This window comes from Pseudonocardia sp. HH130629-09 (assembly GCF_001294645.1).
Taxonomy (GTDB): Bacteria; Actinomycetota; Actinomycetes; order Mycobacteriales; family Pseudonocardiaceae; genus Pseudonocardia.
The window spans coordinates 2,083,766-2,104,606 of sequence record NZ_CP011868.1 but is presented as its reverse complement, the minus strand read 5'-3'; the positions used below and the strand labels follow the sequence as shown (position 1 = coordinate 2,104,606).

Sequence of the window (20,841 nt, the reverse complement as noted above, 5' to 3'; positions counted from 1 at the left end):
CATGAGGATCACCGAGATCGGCGCCGGCACGATCGGCGTCTCCTGGACGGTGCTGCTGGCCGCGGCCGGGCACGACGTCGTCGTCACCGACCCGCGGCCGGACCTGGCCGACGTCGTCGAGACCGGGGTGGCGCGCTTCGGCTCGCCGGACCTGCTCGACCGGGTCGTGTGCGAACCCGACCTCGCCACCGCCGTCGCGGGCGCCGACGTCGTCCAGGAGCAGGGCCCGGAGGACCTGGCGGTCAAGCGGGGGATCTGGGCGACGGTGGCCGCGCACGCCCCTGCCCGGGCGCTGCTGCTCAGCTCCACCTCCGGGATCCTGCCCAGCGACATCGCCGCCGAACTGCCCGACGACGCCGCCGCGCGGCTGCTGGTGGCGCACCCGTTCAACCCGCCGCACGTGCTGCCGCTCGTCGAGCTCGTCGCCGGGCAGCGGACCGGGCGGGACGCCGTCGGGCGCGCCGCGGCGTTCCTGCGCGGCGCCGGCAAGGAACCGGTCGAGATCCACAAGGAGGTGTACGGCTTCGTCGGGAACCGGCTCCAGTCCGCGCTGTTCCGCGAGGCCGTGTCCCTGGTCCGCGACGGCGTGGTCTCCCCCGCCGAGCTCGACCGCGTCGTCACCGGGGCGCTCGGCCCGCGCTGGGCGACCGGCGGGCCGTTCCTGTCCTTCCACCTCGGCGGCGGCGACGGCGGCCTGCGCCACCTGCTCGAGCACCTCGGGCCGGGCATGGCGCGCCGCTGGGCCGAGCTGGGGACCCCCGCGCTCGACGCCGACACCGTCGAGGCGATCAGCAGCGCCACCGAGGACACCTACGGCCCCAGCCGCGAGGGGCTGACCACCGCACGCGACCGCGCCGAGACCGCCGTGCTCGCCGCCCGCGACGACATTCTGGAGCAGTCATGACCAGCCCCCTGCCCGCCGACCTCTACGGCTACCTGGACCTGCTGGGCGAGCAGGAGAAGAAGATCGTCGCCCGGGTCCGCGAGTTCGCCGAGACCCGGATCGCCCCGATCGCCGACGACTACTGGGACCGAGCCGAGTTCCCGTACGAGCTCATCCCCGGCTTCGCCGAGCTCGACGTCGTCGGCCTGGCCCGGGAGTGGCCGGACCGGCCCGCGTACTCGCGGCTGCTCACGTCGTTCGTGTCGATGGAGCTGTCCCGCGTCGACCCCTCGATGACGACCTTCTTCGGCGTGCACGCCGGGCTCGCGCTCACCTCGATCGACCTGTGCGGCTCGGAGGAGCAGAAGCAGCGCTGGCTCCCCGCCATGCGGCGGATGGAGCTGATCGGGGCGTTCGCGCTGTCCGAGCCGCACGGCGGTTCCGACGTCGCGGGTGGGCTGGAGACCACCGCGCGGCGAGAGGGGGACGGAGCCGACGCGGTGTGGGTGATCGACGGTGCGAAGCGCTGGATCGGCAACGGCACCTTCGCCGACCTGATGGTCGTGTGGGCGCGCGACGTGACCGACGACTCCACCGGCGGCCCGGTGAAGGGCTTCGTCGTCGAGAAGGACATGCCCGGTTTCACCGCGACGAAGATGGAGGGCAAGCTCGCACTGCGGTCGGTGCAGAACGCCGACCTCACCTTCGACGGTGTGCGGGTGCCCGAGGCGAACCGACTGCCGGGCGCGGAGTCCTTCCGCGACACCAACCGGGTGCTGCGGGTGACCCGCGGCGGGGTCGCCTGGAACGCGGTCGGCGCGATGGCCGGGGTGTACGAGCTGGCCCGCGACTATGCCGTCGAGCGCGTCCAGTTCGGGCAGCCGATCGCGTCGTTCCAGCTGGTACAGGACCATCTCGTGTCGATCCTGGGCGACGTCGTGGCCTCGCTCGGAATGGCGGTCAAGGTCGCTCAGATGCAGGACGACGGCACCTTCCGCGACGAGCAGGCGGCCCTGGCCAAGCGGCAGGCGACGATCATGCTGCGCGACGCCGTCGCGCGGGCCCGGGAGGTGTTCGGCGGCAACGGCATCCTGCTGGAGAACAAGGTCGGCCGCTTCTTCAACGACGCCGAGGCCCTCTACTCCTACGAGGGCACCAAGGAGATCAACACCCTGGTCGTGGGGCGTGCGGTCACCGGGATCGGGGCGTTCGTGGGGCGGAAGCCGGCGAAGCACTGAGCCGGCTCCTCGGCACGGCCCGTGGAGCACCGACCAGCGCCACGGCGTCGCGCAGGGCCCGCAGCCCGGCGACGACGGGGTCGGGAACGGGCAGCGCCGCGAGGTGGGCGTCGACGCACTCCCGATAGAGCCACGCCAGGTGGTCGGTCAGCAGGGACCAGGCGGCGACCCGGTCGCCGAGCGCCCCGCCGCGCCACCGCAGGGCCGCGGTCGCCAGAGCGCCGTGCTCGCCGTCGTAGGACGCGACGGCGGCGTCGTTGCGGCCGATCTCCCCGGTCATGAGGGTGTGCAGGAACCGGACGGGGAACAGCACCGTCTTGGTGACCGCCCGCGGCCCGCGGGCCAGCAGTGCCGCCGGGTCGGCGATCCCGGCGAGCCAGGCGTCGTCGACCCGCTCGACGAGGAACTCCGCCGAGCCGCGGACCAGCTCGTCGTGGGTGGGTCGCACGGCGCCGTCACGCACGTCGGTGCCGTGGCGCAGCACACCGGAGTCGAGCAGGTCGAGCCGGTCGACGGCGGGCAGCCGGGCCGGCCGGTCACCGGGGCCGTGGCGGACGGTGTGCGGGTCGGCCCAGAACACCGAGAGCCGCTCGGCCAGCCCGTCGGTGCCCGCGGCGGCGTCCCGGGCCGCCGCGACGACGTCGTGCACCCGCGACGCCGTGCTGCCGCCGGTCTCCGACAGCACCAGGGCCAGGTCGACGTCGCTGACGGCGGGGGCGAACCCGCCGTGCGCGAGGCTGCCGAGGGTGTAGGCCGCCACCAGGTCGTCACCGAACTCCCGGCGGGCCGCGTCGGTCGCCGCGCCCAGCACCGCCTCGCCCCGAGCGTCGTCCGTCACCGGTCCAGCCTGCCACGCGGGACCGTCCGGCGACCGCCGGGCGAACCGGGGCGCCCTCCCGGCCCCCCGGCGTTGCGCACGTCCGGCTCCCGGGGAGGATCACCGACGTGCTCTACATCGGACCGGTGGAGATCCCCGGGTCGGACGACCACGAGGGTTTCGTCAGCGCGGACACCGCCGACGGTCGCGCGACGGGTATCTGGGCCGACGCGCGTCGCGCACCGGCCGTCGCCTACCGCGCGGCCTGCGAGTGCGGCTGGCGCGACGACGTGGCGTACGTCCCGGGCCCGTGCGGCCACTCCGCGGCGCTGCACGCGTTCGTGGACCACCACTTCGTGCCGGTCACCGGTGTCCGGGCGCTCGACCCGGCGCGGCACTTCCTCCCGGCGTGGTCGGCCGTCGTGGGCGTGCGGGCACTCGCGCCTGCGATGGCGTGAACGCCCGGTTCGTACACCTGCGGCCGGTTCGGCAGACTGGAAGAATGACCGTCCCACACCGCCACGCCGCACCCGACGCCGTCCGCTCCACGCCCGTCCTGGCCCTGCGGGTGCTCGCGACCGCCTCGGTCGTGGTCCTGGCCTGGCAGTTCGTGACAGCCGCCGGCCTGTTCACCGGCGGCGACGTCGGTCCGCACGGCGCCGGGGCGATCGTACTGCACGTCGTCGCCGGGCTCGCCGCGGCGGCCGCGGTGTGGCTGCGGGTCGTCACGGCCGGATCGTGGTGGCCGTCCGCGCTCGCCGTCGCGGTCTTCGCGTTCACCTTCGTCCAGGCGTGGTTCGGGAGCATCCCGGGCCTGGTCGTGCACGTGCCCGGGGCGATGGCCCTCGTCGCCGGATCGGTCTGGCTGGCCGCGTGGTCGTTCCTCCGCGCCGGTTGACCGACCCGGTTCGGTGACGGGGGTCACCCGAACCATGCGGACGCGTCCGTCCGAACACGACCGGGGTGGTCCGTCCGGTTCGGCGCGCGCGATGACGGCACCCCCCATACCCTCGACAGGACCCGGCCCGGCGCCCTCGGCTCCCGACCGGGTCCGGACGCCGACGTCCGGCCGCCCACCACCCCCAGGCGACCCGACGGGAGGCCGCGTGACGTCCGTGAAGAGCACGTCGGTGACGACCACGTCCGTGCAGACCACCTCTGTGAAGACCACGTCCGTGCAGACCACACAGCCCCGGCGCCCCGAGCTCCTCCCCACCCATCCGGGCTGGGCGGAGGAGATCCGCGACCGGGTCCGTGAGCAGGTCGCGGAGACGGTGCGCCGTCGCTGCGCCGAGCACGTCCACTCGATGCGCGGGGCGGACGTCGTGACCGGGGTGCTGAGCGACTTCCTCGGTCGCGGCAAGTACCTGCGCTCGATGTTCGGCTACCTGGGCTGGCGGGCCGCCGCCCCGGACTCCCCCGCCGCGCTGGCCGCGGTGTCCGGGCTGGAGCTGCTGCACGCGTTCGCGCTGCTGCAGGACGACGTCATGGACCGCTCGCAGCTGCGTCGCGGCCGGCCGACGGTGCACGTCCAGCTCGCCTCCTGGCATCGTGGCCAGGGCATGTCCGGCTCCGCGGACCGGTTCGGCGAGTCCGGCGCGGTCCTGCTGGGCGACCTGTGCCTGGTCTGGGCCGAGCAGGCGATGCGCGAGAGCGGGCTGCCGCGCGCCGCGCTGGACCGCGGCTGGCCACGCTACGACGAGATGCGCTCCGAGCTGGCCGTCGGCCAGTTCGCCGACCTGCTCAACGAGGCACGCCGCGTCCCCACCCTCGACGAGGTGATGGACGTGCTGCGTCGCAAGTCCGGCAACTACACCGTGCGCCGCCCGCTGGAGCTCGGTGCCGCGATGGCAGGCGCCGGGCCGGAGCTGCTCACCGCCCTCGGCGACTACGGGACGATGGTCGGCGAGGCCTTCCAGATGCGCGACGACGTGCTGGGCGTGTTCGGCACCGACGCCACCGGCAAGACCGCTGGCGACGACCTGGCCGAGCGCAAGGCCACCAGCCTGGTCGTGCTGGCCCGCGAGGTCGCCGGGCCGGCCACCCGGGACACACTCGACGCGCTTCTGCACGGCTCCGACGAGACCGACGGTCCGGTCGACGTCGCCGCGGCGCGGGTCGCGATCGAGTCCACCGGCGCCCGCCGCCGCATCGAGGAGCTCATCGCCACCCGGGTCCAGGGCGCGCTGCGGCTGGTGGACGGCGCGGTCGACGGCGGGCTGCTCGGCGACGACGTCGCCGCGGTGCTGCGGGCGATGGCCGTACGCTGCGCCGACCGGGTCTCCTGACCGGGCCCGCCCCGGGAACGGCTGCGGTGCACCAGGATGCGACCCGACGCGCCGGGCGCCATGGGCGGTCCTAGGCTCGCGGACATGGCCGACCGTTCCCCGCCCCACCCCGCCCGCCCCGGAACCGTCGGCCGTGCGGGTCTGCCGCGCGAGCAGGTGCCGTCGCACTTCGACGACGGCGCGGCCGACTACGACCGGCTGGTCGGGATGAACCCCGGCTACCACGACCACCTGCGCGCCTCCGCGGCCCGGATGCGGCTGCCCCGGGACGGCGCCGGGCTGCGGCTGCTCGACGCGGGCTGCGGCACCGGGGCCTCCACCGCGGCGCTGCTCGGGGTCGCCCCGCGCGCCGAGATCGTCGCCGTCGACGCCTCGGCCGGGATGCTGGCGCGCGCCCGCACCAAGCCGTGGCCGGCGTCGGTGCGGTTCGTGCACTCCACCGCCGAGGCCCTCGCCGAGAACGGGGTCGAGGGCCCGTTCGACGGGATCCTCGCCGCCTACCTGCTGCGCAACCTGGACGACCCGGACGCCCAGCTGCGTCGCTTCCACGACCTGGTGCGCCCCGGTGGGGTGCTCGCGTTGCACGAGTACTCGGTGGCCGACTCGCCCCGCGCCCGGCTGTCCTGGCACGCGGTCTGCTGGGGGATCATCGTGCCGCTCGGCCGGATGACCACCGGTGAGACCGCGCTGTACCGGCACCTGTGGCGCAGCGTGAACACCTTCGACGGCATCGGCCGCCTGCGCGACCGGGTGCGCGGCGCCGGGTTCGACGCCGTGCACTCCGAGACCATGACCGGCTGGCAGAACGGCGTCGTGCACACCGTGATCGGGACGCGGTCGTGACCGCCCGCCCGACCGACCCGCGCCGGGTCCGCCACGAGCCCGCCGGCGGCCTCGGCGACGCCGGGCAACTGGGGCGGCGACCGCGGGTCGTCGTCGTCGGCGGCGGGATCGCCGGGCTGGCCGCGGCGACCGGGCTCGCCGAGCGCGGCGTCGTCGTCGAGCTGCTGGAGCGCGAGCCCTACCTGGGCGGGCGGGTCGGCGGCTGGTCGGAGCCGCTGCCCGACGGCACCCCGGTGTCGATGAGCCGCGGCTTCCACGCGTTCTTCCGCCAGTACTACAACCTGCGCGCGCTGCTGCGCCGGGGCGACCCCGGGCTGGAGCGGCTGGTGCCCCTGGAGGACTACCCGCTCGTCGACGCCGACGGGCACCGGGACACCTTCCGCGGGCTGCCGCGGACCCCGCCGTGGAACGCGGTGCTGTTCGCCCTGCGCAGCCCCACCTTCCGCCCGTCGGACCTGCTGCGCCTCGACGCCCGCGCCGCCGCGCCGCTGGCTGCGGTCAGCGTGCCCGGCATCTACGAGGCGATCGATCACGTCGACGCGCAGAGCTTCGTCGAGTCGATCAACTTCCCGCCCGCGGCCCGGCACCTGGCGTTCGAGGTGTTCTCCCGCAGCTTCTTCGCACCGCCCTCTACCACGTCGGCCGCCGAGCTCGCGACGATGTTCCACATCTACTTCCTCGGCTCCTCCGAGGGCCTGATGTTCGACGTGCCCGACGCGGGCTTCGACACCGCGCTGTGGGAGCCGCTGCGCCACTACCTGACCACCCGCGGCGTCACGTTCCGGACCGGGGTCACGGTCTCCTCGGTCGAACGATCCCCGGCAGAACGCTCCCCGGCCGACGGTGTCGGCAGTGGACGGTTCCACGTGAATCATCACGACGGCGGCGGCACCGGCGGCAGCAGCGAGGCGGACGCGGTCGTGCTGGCCCCGGACGTTCGCGGGTTGCGCGACATCGTCGCCGCCTCCCCCGGCCTGGGCGACCCCGTCTCGGCCGTCGACGGGCCGGACGCACTCGCCCGCTGGCGCGCCGACGTCGCCGCGCTGGGCAGCGCCCCGCCGTTCCTCGTGCAACGGCTGTGGCTCGACCGGCCCGTCGACGCCGCCCGCCCGCCGTTCCTCGGCACCGGCGGGCTCGACCCGCTCGACAACATCTCCGTGCTGGACCGCTACGAGCGCGACGCCGCGGGCTGGGCGGCCCACCACGGCGGGTCCGTCGTGGAGCTCCACGCCTACTCCGCGGCGCCGCCGCCGGGCACGGGCGACGACGCCTGGACCGCCGAGCTGCGCCGTCGCACGGTCGCCCGGCTGCACGAGCTCTACCCGGAGACCGCGGGTGCCGGGGTGGTCGGCGAGCTGGTGCAGTGGCGGGCGGACTGCCCGATGTTCGGCGTCGGCGACTTCGCGCGGCGGCCCACGGTCGCCACCCCCGTCGACGGCCTGGTGCTGGCCGGCGACGGCATCCGGATCGACCTGCCCGTCGCGCTCATGGAGCGGGCGGCGAGCACCGGCTGGCAGGCGGCGAACCGGCTGCTCGCCGGCTGGGGTCTGGCCGGCCACCCCCTCGAGACCGTCCCCACCAGCGGCCGCCTCGGTCCGCTGCGGCGCGCCGCCGAGTACGCGATGCGCACCTGACCCCCGAAGGACACCACGCCATGACCCTGCTCTCCCGACTCACCGAGAACTGGCCGTCCCACTGGCCGCTGCAGCCGCTGCCGTCGCAGCGGTGGGCGGCGCAGAAGCCGACCTACGCCGGCGCGGACCCGAAGCTGATCTCGGCCGCGCTGGAGCGGGCGCAGGCACGCCCGTCGGGGAACTGGTTCGTCGTCGCCGCGAGCCGCGAGATCCGCCGCGACCGGCCGCACGGCGTCCGGGTCGGCGGGACCGAGCTCGTCGCGTGGCGGGAGGAGGACGGCACGGTCCGGGTGGGTCCCGGCGCCTGCCCGCACCTCGGTGCACCGATGGCGCTGGCCGCCGTCGACTGCGGCGAGCTGGTCTGCCGCTGGCACGGGCTGCGCCTGGGCGCACGGTCCGGCCCGGGCTGGGCGGTGCTGCCCGTCCACGACGACGGGATCCTGGTCTGGGTGCGGCTCGACGACCTCGGCGGCGAGGAGCCGACCGACGCCCCCGTCGTCCCGGCCCGACCGGCCGGCGCGGTGCTCGACGCCGTCACCACGCTGACCGGGGTGTGCGAGCCGGAGGACATCGTCGCCAACCGGCTCGACCCGTGGCACGGCGCCTGGTTTCACCCGTACTCGTTCCAGCGGCTGACGGTGGACTCCGCCCCCGCCGTCACCGACGTCGCACCCGACGACGACCGGTTCCTCGTGAGCGTCACCTTCAAGGTCGGGCCGGCGCTGGGTGTGCCGGTGCGGGCGGAGTTCGTGTGCCCGGAGCCGCGCACGGTGGTCATGCGGATCGTGGAGGGCGAGGGTGTCGGGTCGGTCGTCGAGACCCACGCGACGCCGCTCGGCCCCGGGCCCGACGGGCGGCCGCGCACCGCGGTGATCGAGGCCGTCGTCGCCGGGTCGGACCGGCCCGGTTTCGCGGTGGCGACCCGGCTCGCCCCGGCGATCCGACCGGCGATGGCCGCGGCCGCCACGAAGCTGTGGCGCGACGACCTCGACTACGCCGAGCGTCGCTACGCGCTGCGGGCGCGCTAGTACTCCAGCCGCACTTCGTTAGCTGGGCTGTCTTCGTCGTCGGTAGTGGCTTTCGCGGGCTCGGTGTTGGTGACGGCGACGCCAGGTCGACCAGGCCCAGCCCACGGTGCGGGCGGGGATGTGGATCAGAGATGCCAGGAGACGTCGGATCTCGGCGAGGGTGAGCGGGATGAGCCCGCTGCCAGGTCTTTTGGGGCGATCGCCGCGGTGACCGAGAGGTAGGCGTGGGCGAGCATGGCCAGGGTGATGTGGCGGTACCAGGCGTCGTAACGCCGCACCTGGTACTGGTCGAGCCCGACCTCGTTCTTCGCGGTCTGGAAGCACTCCTCGATCGCCCACCGGGCGCCGGCGACCCGGATGAGGTCGTCGTCACTGGTGCCGGGCGGGCCTGCGCACAGGTAGTATGCGGTTCCCCCGAGATCGTGGAGGGTTCTTATGCCGCGTCTCGGGTGAGGGCGGCGTTCTCGTAGTTGATCGGTGAGAGCCCGGCGGCGGCACTGTGTCGCCGCCGGTGGTTGTAGAAGCCGTAACACCAGTCGATGACCGCCGCCCGCGCCCTACTGATGGTGTCGAAGTCGTTGCGGGACAGCACTTCCCACTCCAGGCTGGAGAAGAACGCCTCCGCCGCGGCATTGTCGAAACACGACCCGACCCGGCCCATCGACTGACGGATGTCGAGCCGCCGACACAGAGCGGTGAACGCGCCCGCGGTGTAGGTCGACCCGCGGTCGGTGTGGAAGATCACCCCGGCGATTCGGTCCGCCCCGCCGCGGGCCGCCACCGCCATCCGGATCGCCGCACACGCCAGCTCGGCGTTCGGGTGCAGCCCCGTGGCCGCGCCGAGCAGCCGCCGCGAGTACAGGTCGATCACCGTGGCCAGATACAACTTCCCGGCCGCGGTGGGGATCTCGGTCATGTCCCCGACCCATCTGCGGTTCGGCTCGGCCGCAGTGAAACCCCGACGAAGCAGGTCCGGGAACTTCGGCGCCGTGCGGTCCTGGCGGGTCAGCCCGTTGTGCCGCTTGATCCGGCGGGCGACCAGGCCCTGGCGGCGCATCGAGTCCGCCACGGTCTTCTCCGACACCCGCCATCCGGCCTCACACAGGTCGGCGTGCAGACGGGGTGAGCCGTGTAGCCGCTGGGCGTCGTCGAACGCCACGGCCACGGCGGCGTCCAACGCGCAGCGGCGCTTCTCGGTCGCGGTGGCACCACCGTCGGAACGCGCGGCGCGGTCGAGCCACTTGTACAGCCAGGAGATCGACACCCCCAACAGGGCGCAGGCCAGCGTGTGCGGCACCCGGTGGAAGGTCCTCTGGTCGGCGATGAAACGGGCCACGCTCACTTCGTCGCCTCCTTGACCCACAGGACCACGGATCGCTTGAGGACATCACGCTCCATCCGCAGCTCGGCGTTCTCCGCGCGCAGCCGCTTGAGCTCCTCGACGCCGCCGCGAGACAGGCCCTCGGTGTCCTCGCGGGCCTCTCGTGCACGGGCCACCCAGTTGCCCAGCGTGCCCTCGTTGACCCCCAGGTCACGGGCGACCTGGGCGATCGGCTTGCCCGTCTCCTCCACGACCCGGACCGCTCCGTCACGGAACTCCCGGTCGTAGCGCTTCCGTACCTCTGGCATCGCTACCCCTTATAGCTGATGCCTCCCCGATCATGGGGGAACCGCAGTAGGCCAACTCCGGCTCGTCACCGGCGGCGATCTGGGTGTCGGTGAGGATCTGACGGCGCACCAGCAGCCAGCGCCCCCACCCGGCGGGCGCCTCCGGTGGCGGAGACAGGCTGGCCACGGCCCAGTCGTAGAGCCGCTCACCCTTCGCCCCGTCCCCCGCCGAGCGGCGCTTCCACGCCTGCTCCGGCGCGCGAGCGACCAGGTCGTCGGCGCGTCGTGACCCGGCCAGCCCGGCGATGTCAGCCTCGAGCGAGAGCGGGATCGACTGACTGCGGGGCACGGCGACGACGTAGCCGATCCGGCGCTTCTCGCACCAGGAGCGGAACTTGTAGTCCTGACCGTAGGCCTCGTCCGCAGCCACCCACGACGCCGGGACACCAGCGTCGAGGGCCCGGCCGAGCATCTGCTTGGCCAGCACGGTCTTGGTGGCGAACTCGACCTCGTCGGGCACCGCCGCAGCCCGGCAACGTTCCCGATCACCGGTCCACGACCTGGGCAGGTAAAGCTCACGATCGATCAACGTGCGGCCCCTGCCGCTGGCATAGGCGCAGAACACCCCGAGCTGGCAGTTCTCCACCCGGCCCGCAGTGCCGGAGTACTGGCGCTGCACCCCGGCCGACTTGGCCCCCTTCTTCAGGAACCCGGTCTCGTCGACGATCAGCACCCCGCCGGGCTCGCCGAGGTGTTCTGTGACGTAGTCCCGCAGGTCATCGCGCATCCCGTCGGCGTCCCAAGCCGCCGAGTTGAGCAGCCGCTGCATCCCGTCCGGCGTCGTGTCACCGGCGACCTCGGCCAGCGTCCACCCGTTCTTCCCGGCCAACGGCGCCAACAATCCACGCACATACGCCCGCGCCCGACGCCGCGGCTCCGTCCGGAAGAACCGCCCCGCCACCAGCCCGAACAACCCGTCCAGGCCGCCGGCCCACGCCTCTAGGTCCTCCTCCACCTGCACAAGATCAAAGCCTAGCGCAGACCCACATCACGAAGTGCGGCTGGAGTACTAGGGTGTGTCTCCCAAATAGGCGGACCGGGGTGCGCGATGCTTGATCGGTGCCGCGCACCGCTGTCCTGACTGATGCCCAGTGGGCCCGTCTGGCGCCGCTGTTGCCCTCCTCCGAGGGTCGTCGCGGGCGCCCGTTCCGCGATGACCGCCGGGTGCTCGAGGGGATCATCTACCGGTATCGGTGCGGGCTTCCCTGGCGCGACGTCCCAGCCGAGTTCGGGCCGTGGCAGACGTTGTGGAAGCGGCACCGCCGCTACAGCGGCGACGGCACCTGGGACCACATCCTGGCTGCTCTTCTGGTCGAGGCCGACGCCGCCGAGGTGCTCGGGTGGGCGGTCAGCGTGGACTCCACGATCATCCGTGCCCACCAGCACGCCGCGACCCTCAAGCGCGACACAGGGGGCCGGATCGAACTACACGAATCTGCTCGCCGAGCCAGCAGATCACGCGCTGGGACGGTCCCGCGGAGGGCTGTCGACGAAGATCCACCAGCTCGTTGACGGGCACGGCCGCCCGCTGGTGGTCCTCCTCGGCCCCGGCCAGGGCGGCGACTCGCCAATGTTTCCGCACCTGATGGCGCACCTGAGCATCGCCCGACCGGGCCCGGGACGACCCCGGACCCGGCCCGAACGCGTGCGCGCGGACAAGGCCTACTCCTCACGCGCGATCCGCCGGCACCTGCGCGAGCGCCGGATCATCGCTGTCATTCCGGAGCCCTCTGACCAGCAGGGACACCGCAAACGACGCGGCTCACGCGGCGGCCGACCGCCCGCATTCGATCCGGTCGACTACCGAAACCGCAACGTCGTCGAGCGCGGGTTCTGCCACGTCAAGCAGTGGCGCGGGCTGGCCACCCGTTACGACAAGCTCGCCCTGACCTTCCGCGGCGGCGCCGTCCTGAAGGCAATCGTCACCTGGCTCCGCGCATTGGGACTGTTTCAAGATCGGTGTTTTCGGCCCGACACGCCGGGCTGAGGTCCGGCGAGATGGGCACGGACAGTGATGACATCGGACCTTGTGGATCCAAGCGAGGGTGACCCGAAGCCTGCTCGGCAGGCGTCGGCGGAGCGGGCCGCTGCGGCGGCGATGGTGGCCGAGGCGAAGGCGCGCGGGCTGGCGTTGACCGGCCCGGACGGCCTGTTGAAGCTCTTTACCAAGAATGTTCTGGAAACGGCGCTGAACGAGGAGATGACCGAGCACCTCGGGCACGACAAGAACCGGGCCGACCCCGGCCGGGAATCCACCAACGTGCGGAACGGGTCCCGCTCGAAGACGGTTCTCTCGGATGCCGCGGGTGACGTGGAGATCGACGTTCCGAGAGACAGGGCCAGCACTTTCGAGCCGCAGATCGTGAAGAAGCGTCAGCGGCGCCTCACAGATGTCGACGAGGTCGTACTGTCGCTGTATGCGAAAGGGATGACGACCGGGGAGGTTTCCGCACATTTCGCTGACATCTATGGGGCGTCAGTATCGAAGGAGACGGTCTCGCGGATCACCGACAAGGTCGTCGCCGAGATGAATGACTGGGTTGGTCGGCCGTTGGATTCGGTGTACGCCGCGGTGTTCATCGACGCTGTCCACGTCAAGGTCCGGGACGGGCAGGTCGCCAACCGGCCGGTCTACGCAGCCATCGGCGTCACCGTGGACGGCTGCAAGGACGTGCTGGGGCTGTGGATGGGCGTCGGCAGTGAGGGCGCGAAGTTCTGGATGAGCGTGCTGGTCGACCTGAAGAACCGCGGCGTGCGTGACGTGCTGTTCCTGGTCTGCGACGGCCTCAAAGGACTCCCGGAGGTCGTGGCCAACGTGTGGCCGCAAACCATTGAGCCTTTTTCAACCTGACCAGCGAGCTTCTGCGTCAGGAGATCGCGAAGGTTGCAGCGCAACTGCTCTGACCACAGCTGCACAGGTCACCGGCTCGCTAGCTCGGCGTCTGCACCCACACAACCAGGCCCCTGAGCTGCCGGAACGGCAGGTTGAAAAAGGCTCATTGTCCAAACCTGCGTCGTGCACCTGATCCGAAACACTTTCCGGCTGGTGGGTCGACAGGACTGGGACGCGGTGAAGCGCGACATCAAACCAATCTATGCCGCGCCCAACCCGAATGCAGCACTTATCGCTATGGATGAGCTCGACGAGAAATGGGGCCGTAAGTACGCGGCGATGATCCGGCTATGGCGCAACGCGTGGGAAGAGTTCGTGCCGTTCTTGGACTACGACGTCGAGATTCGAAGGGTGATCTGCTCTACGAATGCGATCGAATCGCTTAACGCCCGCTACCGGCGCGCGGTGCGGGCGCGTGGTCATTTCCCCACTGAGCAGGCTACGATGAAATGCTTGTATCTTGTGACTCGCAGCCTGGACCCGACCGGGACGGGCCGCACGAGGTGGACGATGCGTTGGAAGCCCGTGATCAACGCGTTCGCCATCACGTTCGGTGACCGCTGGCCGGGAGCCGAGACCTACTGAGCAACGACGCCGAAACACCGATCACGAGACAGGCCCCAACCTGCCTGGACATCACACCTAGGCCCGGTCGAACCGCCACCGCCCGTCGAACCCGGGGTCACGGCGCTCCACGAACGCGGCGATCCCCTCGGGGGCGTCGGTGACGAAGTTGATCGCCTGCGAGGTGGCCTCGGCGTCGAGTGCCTCGGCGAACGACGACCGGGTCGCGGCGTGCAGCATCGCCTTGTCCCTGGCCAGCGCGACCGGCGGTCCGTCCGCGAGCCGGCCGGCGATGTCGGCGACGAACGCGGGCAGCTCGTCGCCGTCGACGACCCAGGTGACCAGGCCGAGCGCGTGCGCCTCCTCGGCGCCGATCGTCTCGGCGAGCAGCGCGAGCCGCTTGGCCTGCTGCATCCCCACCAGCCGGGGCAGCAGCCAGGTCCCGCCGAAGTCCACCGACAGGCCGCGGCGGGCGAAGATCTGGGAGAACCGCGCCGCGGGAGTGGCGACGACGAGGTCACAGCCCAGTGCGAGGTTCCACCCGGCACCGACGGCGACACCGTCGACGACCGCGACGGACGGCACCGGCAGCTCGTGCAGCGCCAGCGCGACGTCGTTGATCCGCCGCATCAGCCGTGTCGGGTGCTCGGCGTCCACCCCGCGGGCAGCCGGGTCGAGGTCGGCGCCGCCGCAGAAGGCACCACCGGCGCCGGTGACGACGACCGCGCGGACCGCATCGTCGACGGTGGCCCGGTGCAGCGCCTCGCCGAGGGCGTCCCACAGCGCCCGGTCGATCGCGTTGCGCCGGTGCGGGCGGTTCAGCGTGAGGGTGAGCACCGGGCCGTCGAGCCGGGTGAGCAGCACCGCGTCGGACACGCGTACCCCCTTCGTCGGCCCATCGTCGGGCGACCGTGGTGAGCACCCTGCCACCCCGGTCGGTGATGGTCACCCGTGGGCGGCCGGCACCGGGGGCGCCGGCAGCCCGCCCGGGCCGGCCCGGCGCAGGGCGCGGGGCGACTCGCCGAACCAGCGCCGCGCCGCCCGCGACAGCGCGGACTGCTCGGCCAGCCCCACCATGGCCGCGACCTGGGTGAACGGCAGGTCGGTCCGCAGGATGAGCCGCTCGGCGGTGTCCCGACGCGCCTCGTCGACGACGGTCTCGAAGGTCGTGCCCTCGGCCGCGAGGTGGCGTTGCAGGGTCCGCGGGTGCACCCGCAGCAGCCGGGCCACCGAGCCGATGCGCACCGGCCCGGTGCCCAGCGACCGGTCGACCGCGGCCCGCACCCGGTCGGTGACGGTGCGGCCGGGGCGCGCGAAATGGGTCTCCAGGTACTCGATCGCGATGGCCCGTACGGTCTCGTCCCCACCGGCCACCGGCCGTCGCAGCAGGTCGCCGGGCACCCGCAGGACCGCGGCCGGCCGGTCGAAGCGGACCTCGGCCCCGAAGAACTCGCGGAACCGCTCCGGGGCAGGCGGTGCCTCGTGCGGCAGGTGCACCGAGCGCAGGCCGTAGGGCCCGCCGGCCAGCAGGCTCACGATCCGGTGCAGCACCCCCGTGCCGAGGTCGGCGACCTGCGGCGGGAGCGGCTCGGTGCTGCCGTACGCCACGCCGGTCACCCCCCGCACGCCCTCCGGGTCGGGCACCGCGCCGACGGTCAGCACCGGGCTGTGCACGTAGAGGTAGCGCGAGGCGCAGTCCAGGGCGGCCCCCAGCGTCGGGGACGCCTCGACGGCGACGGCCAGCGGGCCGAGGATCTCCGGGCCCTGCCGCTGCGCGAGGCGCAGCCCGAGGTCGCCGCAGCCCAGCTCGGCGGCGGCGGTCTCCAGCACCCTGGCGACCGAGCGGGTCGGGACCAGTGCGTCCGGGTCGTTGCCCTCGACGGCGTCGATCGGGATCCGGAACCGGGCGAAGAGCTCGGCGCCGTCGCCGCCCAGCTCCCCGACCAGCGCGACGAACCCGCGCAACGCCCTCGCCCGGGTGAGTGATCCGGTTCCCATGTCGTCCGAGGGTAAGTTGTTGTCGCGCCAGGTCAAGTTACTCCGGGTAGGTTTGGGGCAGACTGGACCCCGGTCGACAGAGGTAGTCAGCGCGGACGCGCCCGATGAGGAGGACCACATGACCCAGGCCGGTACGACACCCTCTCCGGACGGCACCGCCGTCGAGCACCGCGACGTGATCATCGTGGGGGCCGGGCTCTCCGGTATCGGTGCGGCGGCCCGGCTGCACCAGGAACTGCCCGGCAAGGACTACGTGATCCTGGAGGGCCGCGAGAACATCGGGGGCACCTGGGACCTGTTCCGCTACCCGGGCATCCGCTCGGACTCGGACATGTTCACCCTGGCCTACCCGTTCCGGCCGTGGCGCGAGCCGAAGTCGATCGCCGACGGCGCCGACATCCGCCGCTACATCACCGAGACCGCCCGCGAGTACGGCGTGACCGAGCGGATCCGGTTCGGCACGAAGGTCGTCGACGCCTCCTGGGACTCCACCACCGCGCGGTGGACCGTCGAGACCACCACTGCCGACGGCCCGAAGCGCTACACCTGCTCGTTCCTGTTCATGTGCTCGGGCTACTACGACTACGACCGGGGCTTCCAGCCCGAGTTCCCGGGCCGGGAGGACTTCGCCGGCACCTGGGTGCACCCGCAGTTCTGGCCGGAGGACCTGGACTACACCGGCAAGAAGGTCGTCGTCATCGGCTCCGGCGCCACCGCCGTCACCCTGATCCCGTCGCTGGCCGCCCGGGCCGGGCACGTCACCATGCTGCAGCGCTCGCCGTCGTACCTGACGGTTCTGCCCAGCAAGGACCCGGTCGCCGACCAGCTCCGCCGCTTCCTGCCCGCGAAGCTCGCGCACGCCATCCTGCGCCTGCAGTACGTGACGCTGACCCAGGCGTTCTACCAGCTCGCCCGGCGCCGCCCGGAGCGGGTGAAGAAGGTCCTGCGCGGGCTCGCCCTGAAGTTCCTCAAGGACGAGGCCTACGTCGACCAGCACTTCACCCCGAGTTACGACCCGTGGGACCAGCGCCTGTGCGTCATCCCGGAGGGCGACTTCTACAAGTCGATCAACCGTGGGGACGCCTCGGTCGTCACCGACCACATCGACCGGATCACCGCCAACGGCATCCGGCTGCGCTCCGGCGAGGAGCTGGAGGCCGACGTGATCGTCTCGGCGACCGGGCTGTCGCTGAGCCCGCTGGGCGGCATCACGATCCACGTCGACGGCGAGCAGGTGGACATCGGCAAGACCGTCACCTACCGCGGCCTGATGCTCTCGGGCATTCCGAACCTGGCGTTCTGCATCGGCTACATCAACGCGTCCTGGACGTTGCGCGCCGACCTCGTCGCCCGCTACGTGCCGAAGCTGCTGGCGCTGATGGACCGCGAGCGGATCGCGATCGCCACCCCGGCCCCGACCGTCTCGCCGGACCGCCCGCTGCTCGACATCGAGTCGAACTACGTGAAGCGCTCCGAGCACCTGTTCCCCCGCCAGGGCCGCAAGGACCCGTGGCGACTGCACCAGAACTTCTTCCTCGACGCCGTCGGGCTCGGTCGGGCCGACCTCAAGCGGGACATGATCCTCACCCCCGCCTCGGCGCTGGGCGCCCGCGACGCCCGCGTCCCCACCCCGACCGCGGCCGGCATCGCCGCCGACACCACGACCGGCAGCGGAACCGGCAGCGGAACCGGCACCGCCGTCCCGGCGGCCGCACAGCAGGAGGTGGCCTCCTGATGGCCCGCTCACCGTTCCGTTTCGCCGAGGGCACCGCCGTCGTCACCGGCGCCGCCGGCGGCATGGGCGAGCACGTCGCGAAGCTCCTGGGCGAACGCGGCAGCGACCTCGTGCTCGTCGACCGCGACGGCGACCGGCTCGACACCGTCGCCGCCGCGATCCGCGCGAAGCACCCCGGCCTGTCGGTGACCACCGAGACCGTCGACCTGGCCGACCGCGAGGCCGTCGACGCGCTGGCGGCCCGGATCCTGGCCGGTCACCCGGAGATCAGGCTGCTGGTCAACAACGCCGGCGTCGCGCTCGGCGGGGACTTCGCCCGGCTGACCCCCGACGAGTTCGACTGGGTCATGGACGTCAACTTCCGCGCCCCGGTGCGGCTGACCCACGCCCTGCTGCCCGCGCTGACCGCGCGCCCCGGCGCGCACGTGGTCAACGTGTCCAGCCTGTTCGGGCTGATCGCCCCGCCGGGGCAGTCGGCGTACTCGTCGTCGAAGTTCGCGATCCGCGGCTTCTCCGAGGCGCTGCGCGCCGAGCTCGCCCAGGTCGGCGCGAGCGTCACCACGGTGCACCCGGGCGGCATCCGGACCGGGATCGCCGCGAGCGCCCGGGTCGGGGTGAACATCCCGGCCGAGGAGGCCGAGCGCGGGAAGAAGGACTTCGAGAAGCTGCTGACCTTCCCCGCCGAGAAGGCCGCCGAGCTGATCGTCGACGCCATCGAGAAGCGCCGCCCGCGGCTGCTCATCGGGATCAGCGCCAAGGTCCCGGACCTGCTGGCCAGGCTCGCCCCGGCGAACAGCATCCGGATCTTCGCGAAGATCGTCGGCGCCTCGGGGAACGCGAAGTCCGCGCGATCGGCGGGGGCGCGATGACCGTCCCGCAGCCCCGCTTCGTCGACGTCGGGGGCACCCGGATCCGGGTCCGCGAGTCCGGTGACCCGGCGGGTGAGCCGGTCCTGCTGCTGCACGGGATCGGCCGGAGCCTCGAGGACTGGGACCCGCAGCACGAGTTCCTGTCCCGGTACCGGGTGGTCGCGGTCGACCTGGCCGGGTTCGGTCACTCCGACCGGGTCCCCGGCCCGGCGACGCTGGAGAAGCTCGCCGACACCGCGCTCGCCACCCTCGACGCGCTCGGCGAGACCCGGCCGGCGCACGTCATGGGCAACTCGCTCGGCGGCGCCGTCGCGCTGCTGATCTCCACCCGGCACCCGGAGCGCGTCGTCTCGCTGGTGCTGGCCGACCCGGCCGGGTTCGGCGCAGAGGTGACGCCCGCGCTGCGGGTCATCGGGGTGCCGCTGCTCGGCCGGTTCCTGCTGGGCCACCTCGACGCCGCGGCCGCCCGACGCTCGGAGCGTTCCCTGTTCGTCGACGGCTCCCTGGTCACCGACGAGCGTGTCGCCCGCGCCGTGGAGATCGCGCGGCGGCCGGAGTTCGCGCAGACCTTCGCCGAGGTCGCGGCCGAGCTGGGCACCGTCCGCGGCGTCCGCCCGGGCTGGCGGCGGGCGCTGCTCGACGCGTTCGCCCGCGCGCCGAAGCCGACGCTGGTCGTGTGGGGCGAGCGGGACCTGATCCTGCCCGCGGCCCAGCTGCGGGCGGCGAGCCGGCTCCCGCAGGTCACGACGCACGTGTTCGGCCGAGTGGGGCACATGCCCCAGATCGAGGTGCCCGCCGCGTTCGCGACGCTGGCCCTGGACCACCTCGCCGGGGCGGGACAGCAGGCCGGCATCCCCGGCGACACCCGCGCCGGCACCCGGTAGCCCGAGCCCGGGCCGGTCGGGCCCGGGCCCGGGCCCGTCCGCCGGCCCGCGCGCCCCCGCCGCGCGACGGACCGCTTCCGGCCGTAGCGTCGGGTTCATGCGGATCGCCCCCTGGCTGGCCGCCCTGGTCACGCTGCCCCTGCTCGCCGCCTGCGACACCGGCCCCAACCCGGTGACCAACGCGGTGTCCGGCGCCGAGGCCCCGGTCGCCGCGGCGGGTGCGGGCCTGGTGCCGGTCCCGGTGTCGGTGCCGCCCGGGGCCGCGACCGCCCCGTTCGACGAGCCCCGCGACGCACTCGTCCCGGCCGGCTGGACGATGTCGGTGTTCGCCCGCGTCCCGAACGCCCGGCTGGCCGTGTGGAGCCCCGACGGTGAGCTGCTCGTCTCGGTGCCCGACGACGGCCGGGTGCTGGCGCTGTCGCGCACCGGTGCGCAACGGCCGCTGCTGACCGGGCTCACCCAGCCGCACGGGCTGGCGTTCTCCCCGGACGGCACGACCCTCTACGTCGCCGAGTCGAACCAGGTGTCCGCCTTCACCTGGGCGCGCGGCGTGGCGACCGGGCGGCGGGTCGTCGTGCCCGGCCTGCCCGATGCCAACTCCCCCGACCTGCGCGGCGCCTACGGCCACGAGCTGAAGTCGGTCACCGTCGGCCCGGACGGCGCGGTCTACGTCTCGGTCGGCTCGACCGGCAACATCTCGGTCGCCGACCGGGACGCCACTCCGCCGCGCGCGTCGATCCTGCGGATGCCGCCCACCGGCGGGCCCGCCGCGCCGTTCGCGACCGGCGTCCGCAACGGCACCGGGCTCGCCACCGCCCCCGACGGCGCGGTCTGGACCGCGGTCAACGGCCGCGACAACGTGCCCTACCCCTACGACCGGCCCTACGGCGACGACACCGGCTCGTCGTTCGGGGAGGTCGTCGACGGCTACGTGACCGACCACCCGGCCGAGCCGCTGGCCCGGCTCACCCCGGGCCGCGAGCTGGGCTGGCCGTTCTGCAACCCGGATCCGGACACCGACCCGGGCCTCGCGGGGTCCGCGCAGGACTTCACCGACGTCGCACTGGTGGCCGACGCCGAGCTCAACCCCGGCGGGCGCGCGATGGACTGCGCGGCACTGACCCCGATGGAGCAGTCGTTCCCGGCGCACTCGGCGCCGCTGGGGCTGTCGTTCACCGAGGGCGCGCTGCCCGCGCCGTACGCGGCCGGAGCGCTGGCCGGGGTGCACGGCTCCTGGAACGCGGACCCGCCGCGGGCACCGGAGGTGTCGTTCTTCCCGTGGCAGGACGGGCGCCTCGGCGCGCAGCAGACCCTGGTCGGCGGGTTCCAGGACCCGTCGGGAGCGCGCTGGGGGCGGCCGGTCGCCGCCGTCGCCGGGCCGGACGGAGCGGTCTACGTGACCGACGACGACGCCGGTGCGGTCTACCGGGTGGCCCCGCCCAAACGGTGAGTGCCCGCCGTGACAGGGGCCGCAGTCGGCCCCTGTCGTCTCCGGCACC

General features: G+C 73.2%; 19 protein-coding genes and 4 pseudogenes. 16 read left to right on the top strand and 7 right to left on the bottom strand.

The genetic code is table 11. The features are described 5' to 3' along the window. Position 1 precedes the first annotated feature (1 nt). Entirely contained in the window at positions 2 to 904 is a 903-nt protein-coding gene (locus XF36_RS09665) for a 3-hydroxyacyl-CoA dehydrogenase NAD-binding domain-containing protein (RefSeq protein WP_060711728.1), read from the top strand. Next, a complete protein-coding gene (locus XF36_RS09660) occupies positions 901 to 2,121 on the top strand; it encodes an acyl-CoA dehydrogenase family protein (RefSeq protein WP_060711727.1) in 1,221 nt (406 codons plus the stop codon). The genes XF36_RS09665 and XF36_RS09660 overlap by 4 nt, the downstream gene beginning before the upstream one ends. Here XF36_RS09660 and XF36_RS09655 read toward each other — a convergent pair. Then, the gene (locus XF36_RS09655; protein ID WP_060711726.1) at positions 2,075 to 2,959 is read right to left on the bottom strand and encodes a hypothetical protein; all 885 of its coding nucleotides are present in this window, start codon (positions 2,957 to 2,959) and stop codon (positions 2,075 to 2,077) included. The two genes, XF36_RS09660 and XF36_RS09655, sit on opposite strands and share 47 nt — an antisense overlap. Positions 2,960 to 3,066: 107 nt before the next feature. On the opposite strand from XF36_RS09655, the gene XF36_RS09650 reads away from it, so the two are divergent. From XF36_RS09650 to XF36_RS09625, 6 genes are all read left to right on the top strand, one after another. Then, positions 3,067 to 3,396, top strand: coding sequence for a hypothetical protein (locus XF36_RS09650; protein WP_060711725.1), 330 nt, complete (start codon positions 3,067 to 3,069; stop codon positions 3,394 to 3,396). Between the two features lie 44 nt (positions 3,397 to 3,440). Next, positions 3,441 to 3,836 (top strand): hypothetical protein, encoded by a 396-nt coding sequence (locus XF36_RS09645; RefSeq protein WP_060711724.1) that lies wholly within the window; start codon positions 3,441 to 3,443, stop codon positions 3,834 to 3,836. 262 nt (positions 3,837 to 4,098) lie between these two features. Beyond that, positions 4,099 to 5,226 (top strand): polyprenyl synthetase family protein, encoded by a 1,128-nt coding sequence (locus XF36_RS09640; RefSeq protein WP_238589197.1) that lies wholly within the window; start codon positions 4,099 to 4,101, stop codon positions 5,224 to 5,226. A gap of 84 nt (positions 5,227 to 5,310) precedes the next feature. Then, positions 5,311 to 6,069 (top strand): class I SAM-dependent methyltransferase, encoded by a 759-nt coding sequence (locus XF36_RS09635; protein ID WP_060711723.1) that lies wholly within the window; start codon positions 5,311 to 5,313, stop codon positions 6,067 to 6,069. Then, positions 6,066 to 7,703, top strand: coding sequence for an FAD-dependent oxidoreductase (locus XF36_RS09630; protein ID WP_060711722.1), 1,638 nt, complete (start codon positions 6,066 to 6,068; stop codon positions 7,701 to 7,703). Before XF36_RS09635 ends, XF36_RS09630 begins: the two co-directional genes overlap by 4 nt. A 20-nt stretch (positions 7,704 to 7,723) precedes the next feature. Continuing rightward, a complete protein-coding gene (locus XF36_RS09625) occupies positions 7,724 to 8,731 on the top strand; it encodes a DUF5914 domain-containing protein (RefSeq protein ID WP_060711721.1) in 1,008 nt (335 codons plus the stop codon). A gap of 125 nt (positions 8,732 to 8,856) precedes the next feature. Here the strand turns inward: XF36_RS09625 and XF36_RS33940 are convergent. The 4 genes and pseudogenes from XF36_RS33940 to XF36_RS09610 form a co-directional block, all read right to left on the bottom strand. Next, a pseudogene (locus XF36_RS33940) lies at positions 8,857 to 9,165 on the bottom strand (IS701 family transposase); the annotation flags it as partial. After that, positions 9,165 to 10,073: an IS3 family transposase gene (locus XF36_RS09620; RefSeq protein ID WP_060710839.1), complete on the bottom strand. Its 909-nt coding sequence runs from the start codon at positions 10,071 to 10,073 to the stop codon at positions 9,165 to 9,167. The pseudogene XF36_RS33940 and the gene XF36_RS09620, both read right to left, overlap by 1 nt. Next, positions 10,070 to 10,360 (bottom strand): transposase, encoded by a 291-nt coding sequence (locus tag XF36_RS09615; protein WP_060710840.1) that lies wholly within the window; start codon positions 10,358 to 10,360, stop codon positions 10,070 to 10,072. The genes XF36_RS09620 and XF36_RS09615 overlap by 4 nt, the downstream gene beginning before the upstream one ends. 73 nt (positions 10,361 to 10,433) lie before the next feature. Beyond that, positions 10,434 to 11,360: pseudogene (locus XF36_RS09610) on the bottom strand (IS701 family transposase); the annotation flags it as partial. Positions 11,361 to 11,458: 98 nt separating this feature from the next. On the opposite strand from XF36_RS09610, the gene XF36_RS35540 reads away from it, so the two are divergent. The 4 genes and pseudogenes from XF36_RS35540 to XF36_RS09590 all read left to right on the top strand — a co-directional run. Next, positions 11,459 to 11,911, top strand: a complete 453-nt coding sequence (locus XF36_RS35540; RefSeq protein ID WP_060711720.1) for an IS5 family transposase — start codon at positions 11,459 to 11,461, stop codon at positions 11,909 to 11,911. Then, the gene (locus tag XF36_RS35535) at positions 11,835 to 12,386 is read left to right on the top strand and encodes an IS5 family transposase (RefSeq protein WP_414706237.1); all 552 of its coding nucleotides are present in this window, start codon (positions 11,835 to 11,837) and stop codon (positions 12,384 to 12,386) included. Before XF36_RS35540 ends, XF36_RS35535 begins: the two co-directional genes overlap by 77 nt. 27 nt (positions 12,387 to 12,413) lie before the next feature. Then, positions 12,414 to 13,224 (top strand): annotated as a pseudogene (locus tag XF36_RS09595) (IS256 family transposase); the annotation flags it as partial. 176 nt (positions 13,225 to 13,400) lie between these two features. After that, a pseudogene (locus XF36_RS09590) lies at positions 13,401 to 13,877 on the top strand (transposase); the annotation flags it as partial. Positions 13,878 to 13,934: 57 nt separating this feature from the next. On the opposite strand, the gene XF36_RS09585 reads toward XF36_RS09590, so the two are convergent. Beyond that, on the bottom strand, positions 13,935 to 14,732 hold the full coding sequence (locus XF36_RS09585; RefSeq protein ID WP_060711719.1) for an enoyl-CoA hydratase/isomerase family protein: 798 nt from the start codon (positions 14,730 to 14,732) through the stop codon (positions 13,935 to 13,937). Positions 14,733 to 14,801: 69 nt separating this feature from the next. Then, a complete protein-coding gene (locus XF36_RS09580) occupies positions 14,802 to 15,854 on the bottom strand; it encodes an AraC family transcriptional regulator ligand-binding domain-containing protein (RefSeq protein WP_060711718.1) in 1,053 nt (350 codons plus the stop codon). A 118-nt stretch (positions 15,855 to 15,972) separates the two neighbouring features. Between XF36_RS09580 and XF36_RS09575 the strand changes: the two genes are divergently transcribed. The 4 genes from XF36_RS09575 to XF36_RS09560 all read left to right on the top strand — a co-directional run bounded on the left by XF36_RS09575 (position 15,973) and on the right by XF36_RS09560 (position 20,792). After that, complete coding sequence (locus XF36_RS09575) at positions 15,973 to 17,589, top strand: flavin-containing monooxygenase (protein WP_082375293.1); 1,617 nt, start codon at positions 15,973 to 15,975, stop codon at positions 17,587 to 17,589. Continuing rightward, on the top strand, positions 17,589 to 18,458 hold the full coding sequence (locus tag XF36_RS09570; RefSeq protein ID WP_060711717.1) for an SDR family NAD(P)-dependent oxidoreductase: 870 nt from the start codon (positions 17,589 to 17,591) through the stop codon (positions 18,456 to 18,458). Before XF36_RS09575 ends, XF36_RS09570 begins: the two co-directional genes overlap by 1 nt. Next, positions 18,455 to 19,342: an alpha/beta fold hydrolase gene (locus XF36_RS09565; RefSeq protein ID WP_060711716.1), complete on the top strand. Its 888-nt coding sequence runs from the start codon at positions 18,455 to 18,457 to the stop codon at positions 19,340 to 19,342. Before XF36_RS09570 ends, XF36_RS09565 begins: the two co-directional genes overlap by 4 nt. Positions 19,343 to 19,439: 97 nt before the next feature. Further along, entirely contained in the window at positions 19,440 to 20,792 is a 1,353-nt protein-coding gene (locus tag XF36_RS09560) for a PQQ-dependent sugar dehydrogenase (protein ID WP_060711715.1), read from the top strand. Positions 20,793 to 20,841: the final 49 nt, after the last annotated feature.

Bases quoted from the DNA above. Each gene is read 5' to 3' on its own strand.
- XF36_RS09575 (WP_082375293.1), top strand. From the start codon at position 15,973: ATGACCCAGGCCGGTACGACACCCTCTCCGGACGGCACCGCCGTCGAG.
- XF36_RS09660 (WP_060711727.1), top strand. From the start codon at position 901: ATGACCAGCCCCCTGCCCGCCGACCTCTACGGCTACCTGGACCTGCTG.
- XF36_RS09645 (WP_060711724.1), top strand. From the start codon at position 3,441: ATGACCGTCCCACACCGCCACGCCGCACCCGACGCCGTCCGCTCCACG.
- XF36_RS09570 (WP_060711717.1), top strand. From the start codon at position 17,589: ATGGCCCGCTCACCGTTCCGTTTCGCCGAGGGCACCGCCGTCGTCACC.
- XF36_RS09615 (WP_060710840.1), bottom strand. From the start codon at position 10,360: ATGCCAGAGGTACGGAAGCGCTACGACCGGGAGTTCCGTGACGGAGCG.
- XF36_RS09625 (WP_060711721.1), top strand. From the start codon at position 7,724: ATGACCCTGCTCTCCCGACTCACCGAGAACTGGCCGTCCCACTGGCCG.
- XF36_RS09580 (WP_060711718.1), bottom strand. From the start codon at position 15,854: ATGGGAACCGGATCACTCACCCGGGCGAGGGCGTTGCGCGGGTTCGTC.
- XF36_RS09560 (WP_060711715.1), top strand. From the start codon at position 19,440: ATGCGGATCGCCCCCTGGCTGGCCGCCCTGGTCACGCTGCCCCTGCTC.
- XF36_RS09665 (WP_060711728.1), top strand. From the start codon at position 2: ATGAGGATCACCGAGATCGGCGCCGGCACGATCGGCGTCTCCTGGACG.
- XF36_RS09635 (WP_060711723.1), top strand. From the start codon at position 5,311: ATGGCCGACCGTTCCCCGCCCCACCCCGCCCGCCCCGGAACCGTCGGC.
- XF36_RS09565 (WP_060711716.1), top strand. From the start codon at position 18,455: ATGACCGTCCCGCAGCCCCGCTTCGTCGACGTCGGGGGCACCCGGATC.